The 6,793-nt window shown below is 45.4% G+C and carries 7 protein-coding genes and 1 riboswitch; all 7 genes read right to left on the bottom strand.

Annotated features, from left to right (window positions below):
- Window positions 1-12: 12 nt before the first annotated feature.
- The 7 genes from cbiE to AB6D80_RS16140 all read right to left on the bottom strand — a co-directional run bounded on the left by cbiE (window position 13) and on the right by AB6D80_RS16140 (window position 6,571).
- Window positions 13-1,311, bottom strand: a complete 1,299-nt coding sequence (cbiE, locus tag AB6D80_RS16110) for a precorrin-6y C5,15-methyltransferase (decarboxylating) subunit CbiE (RefSeq protein WP_372189044.1) — start codon at window positions 1,309-1,311, stop codon at window positions 13-15.
- Window positions 1,308-1,967 carry a precorrin-8X methylmutase gene (locus AB6D80_RS16115; RefSeq protein WP_372189046.1) on the bottom strand — a complete coding sequence of 220 codons (660 nt, stop codon included), beginning with the start codon at window positions 1,965-1,967 and terminating at the stop codon, window positions 1,308-1,310. The genes cbiE and AB6D80_RS16115 overlap by 4 nt, the downstream gene beginning before the upstream one ends.
- A gap of 20 nt (window positions 1,968-1,987) precedes the next feature.
- On the bottom strand, window positions 1,988-3,160 hold the full coding sequence (locus AB6D80_RS16120; RefSeq protein WP_372189047.1) for a cobalt-precorrin-5B (C(1))-methyltransferase: 1,173 nt from the start codon (window positions 3,158-3,160) through the stop codon (window positions 1,988-1,990).
- A gap of 105 nt (window positions 3,161-3,265) precedes the next feature.
- Window positions 3,266-3,396: riboswitch (cobalamin riboswitch) on the bottom strand.
- 9 nt (window positions 3,397-3,405) lie between these two features.
- The gene (locus AB6D80_RS16125) at window positions 3,406-3,870 is read right to left on the bottom strand and encodes a phosphoglycerate mutase family protein (protein WP_012604813.1); all 465 of its coding nucleotides are present in this window, start codon (window positions 3,868-3,870) and stop codon (window positions 3,406-3,408) included.
- Window positions 3,860-4,885, bottom strand: a complete 1,026-nt coding sequence (locus tag AB6D80_RS16130) for a FecCD family ABC transporter permease (protein ID WP_372189049.1) — start codon at window positions 4,883-4,885, stop codon at window positions 3,860-3,862. Before AB6D80_RS16130 ends, AB6D80_RS16125 begins: the two co-directional genes overlap by 11 nt.
- Complete coding sequence (locus AB6D80_RS16135; protein ID WP_017097280.1) at window positions 4,872-5,816, bottom strand: ABC transporter substrate-binding protein; 945 nt, start codon at window positions 5,814-5,816, stop codon at window positions 4,872-4,874. Before AB6D80_RS16135 ends, AB6D80_RS16130 begins: the two co-directional genes overlap by 14 nt.
- Window positions 5,813-6,571, bottom strand: a complete 759-nt coding sequence (locus tag AB6D80_RS16140) for an ABC transporter ATP-binding protein (RefSeq protein ID WP_372189051.1) — start codon at window positions 6,569-6,571, stop codon at window positions 5,813-5,815. Before AB6D80_RS16140 ends, AB6D80_RS16135 begins: the two co-directional genes overlap by 4 nt.
- Window positions 6,572-6,793: the final 222 nt, after the last annotated feature.

The following is a 6,793-nucleotide window of genomic DNA, read 5'->3' on the forward strand; positions in this document are numbered from 1 at the left end:
AAAATTAAGCGCTTATTTCTGAATAAACGGCTTGGTAAAAATAAATAAGTGAATCGGATTTTCTGATTGATAACGGGTGTAGTGAGCGAGTGGTACGCCTGTTGATATAGAGACCAGTTGAACCTGTGTCGGAGCATCGCTGTCTTTACTCCATTGATGAAGTTCGCAAACTGAATCGACAGTCACTGCAGAACCGATCACGACGCCTCCCGGTTTTATTGCTGACCAACAGAAATCTAAAATGGTGTGCATGTTGCCGCGGCTTCCACCAATAAAAATACTGTCTGGCTGAGGCAAGGTGTCGAGCTGCATTGGGGCTTTATCTCGAATCAGTTGTACGTTGTCGGTACCGTGCGCTCTAAAGTTAGCCTCGACCGACTCATAACATTCTTGGTTTGATTCAATGGTGAAGACTTGTCCTTGATAGCACTGTTTAGCGGCTTCTATCGCAATAGAACCTGAGCCTGTGCCTATATCCCACACCACAGATCTTGGTTGAATACCCATACTTGCTAACGCTAAGTGACGAACGGGCTGTTTGGTAATTAAGCCGCGCTTAGGCATGCGCTTCATGAAGTCATCATCGTTGGCGTATTGGCCCAATTCACCCCACGCATGAGGTAGCGTTCGGTGCAGTACCATTACATTGAGCGTAGAGAAGTCGTCGGAACTTTTTAGTGCGAGGTCTTCGAGAGTCCACTGGCTTATCTTTTCGTTGGTGCCACCTAAGTTCTCACATACCCAAGCCGTCCAACCTTGTTGATTAAAGTCGACTAAGTGTTTCGCAATACGAGCTGGGTTGTTTTGAACATCGGTTAGCAAGCAGTAGCTAGTTCCCCATTGCATTTGGCTTGCGATACCTTTAATGCCATCGTAATGCTGCTTTCTTCCATGTAGCGAAATCGCTTTGGTTTCTTGCCATGCAATGCCTACTCGGCTACAGGCCAATTGCATTGAGCAAGGTGAGGGGATGAAACGTATCTCTTCATTTGGCAGCTTTTTCAGAAGAGATTCACCGATACCAAAGAACAATGGGTCGCCAGAAGCCAATACCACAACTCCGCCTTCTTCACATTCATCAATGAGCTTAGAAAACCAGATTTTATAGCCTTCATTCATCGATAAACGTTGGCCTTTGAATTGGGGGAACCAATCCAAAAGTCGGTCGTTACCGGCAACAACGCGAGCAGACTCCACGGCATTAACAGCTCGACTGGTTAGGCTTAAACACCCATCTTCGGGTACTCCGACTACCGTGATAGCCGATTGATAGCAATCGATAAGCTGAGAGTGAGTACTTACATTATTCATTTTACTGACTCAGCAAGTAGGGCGTGAATAGTCGATACCACTAACGGGCTGCCACCTTTACGGCCTAGGCTGGCAATGTAAGGCACGGTGTTTTGTTCGGTTAATGCTTGCTTCGATTCATCTGCTTTTACGAAACCAACAGGAATGCCAATGATCAATGCAGGTTTTGTTTCGCCTGCTTCTATCATGCGCAATAGCTCAAGTAATGCGGTAGGCGCATTGCCTACACCTATGATAGAGCCGTCGAGTAGGCCGTTATCGCGGGCATAACGCATTGAGTGAATAGCACGTGTTTCGCCTGTCTCTTTGGCCGTGCTAATGACGTCTGGATGACTAATGAAGCACTGTGCTTTATTGCCGTAAGCGTTGAGGCGAGTTTGATTTAAACCTGTCACGATCATGCTGACATCGGTAATGAGGTTGGCACCGTTTTTTAAAGCGGTAATGGCAGATTCAATCGCGTTGTCGCTGAATTGATATAATTTAGCGTATTCAAAATCACCCGTAGTATGAATGGCACGACGAACCACATTCCATTCACCTTGATTGAAGTTATGTCCCCCATGGAGAGTTTCTATTTCTTCATCGATGATAGAGAAGGAGTCACTTTCAATTTGACGGCCTTGCTTGGTCATTTGACGCATATCGTTAGTCATGGAGTTTTCCTTGTTCATGCTTATTCATCATGAAAGTGAGTGTTGGTATCACTTCCTTTTGAGCAGAGATGTTCTGCTAATAGATCGCCGTTAAAATCGATCAATTTGAATTCAATGCTGACGTGATGTTTGACATACACAGCAGCGTGCTCTGCAGCTTGTTTGCAGAGCAAGGTAAGAAAGTCGTAATTGGGAATCTCTTGGCCCGATTGGGCTTCTTTCCATGTATCGAGTACGTGGCGGCCTGTGTTGGCTTGGCTAACAGCTTCGGCAAACTCACTCGATGCACCCGATTGAATGGCGAGGTCGGCCAGCAATGAAAAGTCGATAGCTTTACCGGATACGTGAGTCATCATGTGCCCAGCGACCATCTTGCCTAGTTTGCCTATCATGGCGACGACGGTGATTTTGCTCACTTGATAACGTTTTGCTGCGCGCAGTCCGACCCCAACAAAATCACCCACTTGGATAAAACACATCGAGTCATAACTTGGTAGCATGGCCATCGCTGACTTTTCGGTTCGAGATCCTGTCGTGAGAACCAAGTGGTTTTGGCCATTTTGTTTCGCTATTTGTACCGATTGACGCACTGATGCTGAAAACGCTGAAGTGGAGTAGGGTTTTACCGTTCCGCGTGTCCCGAGAATGGAAATACCACCGATTAAACCGAGTCTTGGCCCAATGGTTTCCTTGGCTCGCTCTTCTCCATCTGGGACGCAAATTTCCAGTGATATACCGACGTGTTTTTTCTGTTGACTGGTCGCTTGGTTCCATTCCAAAGTCACCATATCGAGAATGTTTTTTCGAGGAACGGGATTAATCGCCGCCTGACCGACGGGAAGTTCTAATCCGGGTAGAGTCACACGAGCTACGCCAACACCCCCATCGATGTGAAAACCGGGCTCTGAATGCCAGCGGGCAATACTCTGAATATGGGCTTCGTGGGTACAATCAGGATCGTCTCCTGCATCTTTAACAATGCTGGCGGTCACCGCATCGTTGGATGTTTGGATAAACGCGACCTTAAACGTAGCGGGCTCACCATTAGGTAGAGTGATGGATATATAGTCAGGCTTTTGTCCGGTTAATAGTGTTTGAACTGCCGCTCTGCTTGCTGCCGCTGCGCACGCACCTGTGGTAAACCCACTGCGGAGATCGGACTTATTTTTGGATCGTTTAACTTTTGTGACCACAGTATTCTTCATCTACGTTTTAGGTATTGACGAATACAGAGCGTTCCCTTGTTAGACAAGGTATGGATGGTGTTGAGTTTTCCCGCTCGATATTCATGTGTGTCCAGGTATTCTGACTTACGATGTTGAGGTTCTCATTGCGCTTTACTCCTTCCCAAGTCGTGTGACTCAGTGGCTTGTAAAGGGCTCATCGCTTACAGCTGCGGGTACAGTTCAGGAGTTACACCTGATTCCCTGATGTGACGTTATACTTCGATATCTATCCTGAGGATTTCTCCGTTGTTTGGTGTTTCTATTATTTGCTTTGGTGTCCCTAAACTGGCTAATGTTTTTATCCAGTCGCCATGTCCGAGCAGCAAAATAGGGTTCTCATTGTTGTGGTGACGAGAAACTCGTTGGATCCACTGAATCGCCATTGTTCTTCGTTGCTGTTCTGAATCGAACTCACTGAGCTCCATTTGAGAAATGACGGGCACTTTCAGGTAGCGTGCGATGGTTTTAGCACTGGAAATCGCACGGCCTAATTGACTGGTGTAAATAGCATTGAGGGTCAATGATTTTTGAGTTGCAAGATAACGACCGACGTTATGCATCTGTCGTTTGCCTTTCATTGTCAGAGGGCTATCCAGTTGATTCTGTGCTTTGCCTATTCGATTCCATTCGGTTTCGCCATGACGAATCGCAATGATGGTGAAGCGTTCAGCTTTCATTACTTTTCTCCATCAAAATGGAAACAATGAATAGTGCGCCAAACGCGGTGGTGACAACACCAAGAGGCAGTTCTTGAGGAGCAACTAAGGTTCTCGCCAAAATATCACTTAATAGCATAAGCAAAGCCCCAATCAGCCCTGAAGTGATGAGTAATTTTTTGTGTAATGGGCCGATGATTTTCTTCGCGATATGAGGAACCATCAAGCCAATAAATCCGACAACTCCGATGATAGAAACAAAACATGCCGTTGCAAAAGCGCAGATAATAAAGACACCGCTTTGCAGGCGTTTTGTGTCTACGCCCATGGTTTGTGCTACGTCGTCTCCTGCAAGTAAACAATCTAACTGGCGATGTTTTAATATACCTAGGGCTATCAAGGCGATAAGTCCAGCAAGCACAATTAGCACATTGTCCCAGCGTGCGTTTCCTAGGCCTCCTAGCGACCAAAATAGAATCGAATGGGCAGCGCGTTGATCACCATGGAAGACCAAGAAGTTAGTCAAGGCTGTAAATAAAAATGAAATAGCCAACCCGGCTAAAACAATTTGAGAAGACGCTTGCCCATCCACTTTTCTGACTAGAAATAGCACTGCCGAAGCCGAGATTATTCCACCGATAAAAGCGGCGAGTGGAAGTGTCCAAATGCCGATAGCGCTGCCGATGACTGTAATCACAAAGACTGCTCCAGTTGCGGCACCGGATGACAATCCAAAAATGAAAGGGTCGGCAAGATCGTTTTTTGTCACGGTTTGTAATAACGCCCCAACAATACCTAACCCAGCACCGCAAATAATAGCGATGATTGTTCTAGGTAAGCGCAGGTGCAGTACGACTTGATCTATCGGAGAGTCGATCTGTTGACTCATCGCCGCTGAAAAAATCGTAGCGACTTGTGCAAAAGATAGCTGAACGCTGCCTAAACTCAGAGAAAACATCGCTAAGAGGGCAAAAACAGAACTGAATACGCAGGTGTTCAGTGCGGTTCGGTTCAGGTTAGTACTAAGACTTGTCATGGATTTCTTGGATGCGCTGTGCCAATTTTTCAATTGCAGCTATGTTTGCTGGCCCGGGAGTAATTTCCTCATAACGCAGAGGAAGATATTGGGTGGTCTTTACCGCTGTGGTCAGCTTCATCGCTGGGTGCTGTTCCAAAAAGGCTTGCATGCCTTTAGCGCCTGTCCCATTTTGATAATCGAGAAGAATAATGACATCAGGGTTATGCATCGCAACTGACTCCCATGATGTGGTTCCCCAGCTGATATCCAGATCTTTCATTACATTGGCGCCACCTGCCGCTTCTATCATGGCGCTCACTGTCGCGTACTTTCCTGCTGTGAATGGTTTCTCTTCCCCTGAATCATACAGAAAGACTTTAAGAGGGGTTTGATTCTGGGTTTGCTGTTGAATCAATATTAATTGCTCTCTCCAAGTGGAGATAAGAGTTTGAGCTCTGTCTTGCTGACCGAATAAAGTCGCAAGGCGTGTCACGTCATCAAACATCTGTTCCATGTTAGCTGGCTGCTTATCTTTACGGATATGGCTGCAACTCTCATTAAGAATCAGAGTATTGATACCAAACTCTTTCAGAGAATCAGGCGTGACTGAGCCGCCCAACCGCATACCGTAATTCCATCCTGCAAAGAAAACATCAGGGTTGGCATTAACTAACACCTCTAAAGAAGGATATTTCGGTGCGAGCTCCGGAATGCTGCCCTGGAGGCGATTAAATTCAGGGGTCGTTTTGTAGTACCCGCTAATACCGGTCACTCCGATCATATTCTCTTCAAGCCCGAGAGAAAATGCCATCTCAGACATATTGATATCGTGAGTGATTAAGGTTTTCGGCGCTTTATCTAAGGTAAGTGTAGAGTCGCAGTTTTCTACCGTAATTTGGGCTTGTGCGGACACGGTAAGTAATAAAGTTAATGCTGATAGTTTTTTCATGAAAGCTCCTGTCCTTGGTCGAGTTCAATGTCGAAAAATTTGCTTGTTTTCTGTGTGCGCTTATTGGTCGTGCTGATTAAATCGACTTCAAAGATCGGCTTAAGTTGATTGTGAGTCAGTAGTTCTTCTACCTTTCCTTTCGCGACTACCTGGCCGTGTTCCAAAATCGCAATGTGCGTCGCGAACTTGGCCGCAAGGGAAATATCATGCAGTGAGCAAATCAGTGTTTTACCTTGCTCTTTCAATAGTGATAAAACTTCCCCTTGAGCACATGGATCTAGATGATTTAGAGGCTCATCCAATACCAGGAACTCGGTGTTCTGACATAAAGATCGTGCAATATGCGCTCGCTGCTTCTGGCCGCCTGAGAGCTGTCCCATTCTTCGTTCGAGGAAAGTATCGATCTTTAGTGCTTTACTCGTTTGGTCAAGTGAAAAGCTAGAAGTGGCTTGATTGGAAGCGGTTAGTTGAATGTACTCTCTGAGTGTTAAACGACCATCCACTTGACTGTGTTGTGGAAGGTAACTGATTTGTTTTGCTCTTTGCTGGCAAGTTAACTTACGTAGCGGCAATTGGTTTATGACGACTTCGCCTTTGAAGGGAAGTAAATTAACCAGTGCCTTTAATAACGTGGTTTTTCCGGAACCATTGCGTCCAATGACTACCCAGCGCTCACTTTGATTAATTTTCAGATCGAGTGGGTGCAGTCGTTGAGTGTTTTGTTGTTGAACTGAAAGTTTGTGGCAAAGAAGCATGAGTTACTGAGAATGGTTTGTTTTTAACAAGTGCTATTACATTAAAATTTAAACGTTTGCGTAACATTGATCTCAGCACGTAAAATCCCCACTATTATCAAAATAATCTATAAGTTAACGCTTGTGCTACGTGAAAGGGTTAGGATTGATTAGTGAAAGAATAGAAGAATAGAAGAATAGAAGAATAGAAGAATAGAAGAATAGAAGAATAGAAGAATAGAA

It is taken from the genome of Vibrio sp. 10N.247.310.17 (assembly GCF_041466605.1).
GTDB classification, from domain to species: Bacteria; Pseudomonadota; Gammaproteobacteria; order Enterobacterales; family Vibrionaceae; genus Vibrio; species Vibrio tasmaniensis_A.

Excerpts from the sequence above, each read along its gene's own strand:
- AB6D80_RS16135 (WP_017097280.1), bottom strand. The coding sequence starts at position 5,816 with ATGAAAAAACTATCAGCATTAACTTTATTACTTACCGTGTCCGCACAA.
- AB6D80_RS16130 (WP_372189049.1), bottom strand. The coding sequence starts at position 4,885 with ATGACAAGTCTTAGTACTAACCTGAACCGAACCGCACTGAACACCTGC.
- cbiE (WP_372189044.1), bottom strand. The coding sequence starts at position 1,311 with ATGAATAATGTAAGTACTCACTCTCAGCTTATCGATTGCTATCAATCG.
- AB6D80_RS16140 (WP_372189051.1), bottom strand. The coding sequence starts at position 6,571 with ATGCTTCTTTGCCACAAACTTTCAGTTCAACAACAAAACACTCAACGA.
- AB6D80_RS16125 (WP_012604813.1), bottom strand. The coding sequence starts at position 3,870 with ATGAAAGCTGAACGCTTCACCATCATTGCGATTCGTCATGGCGAAACC.
- AB6D80_RS16115 (WP_372189046.1), bottom strand. The coding sequence starts at position 1,967 with ATGACTAACGATATGCGTCAAATGACCAAGCAAGGCCGTCAAATTGAA.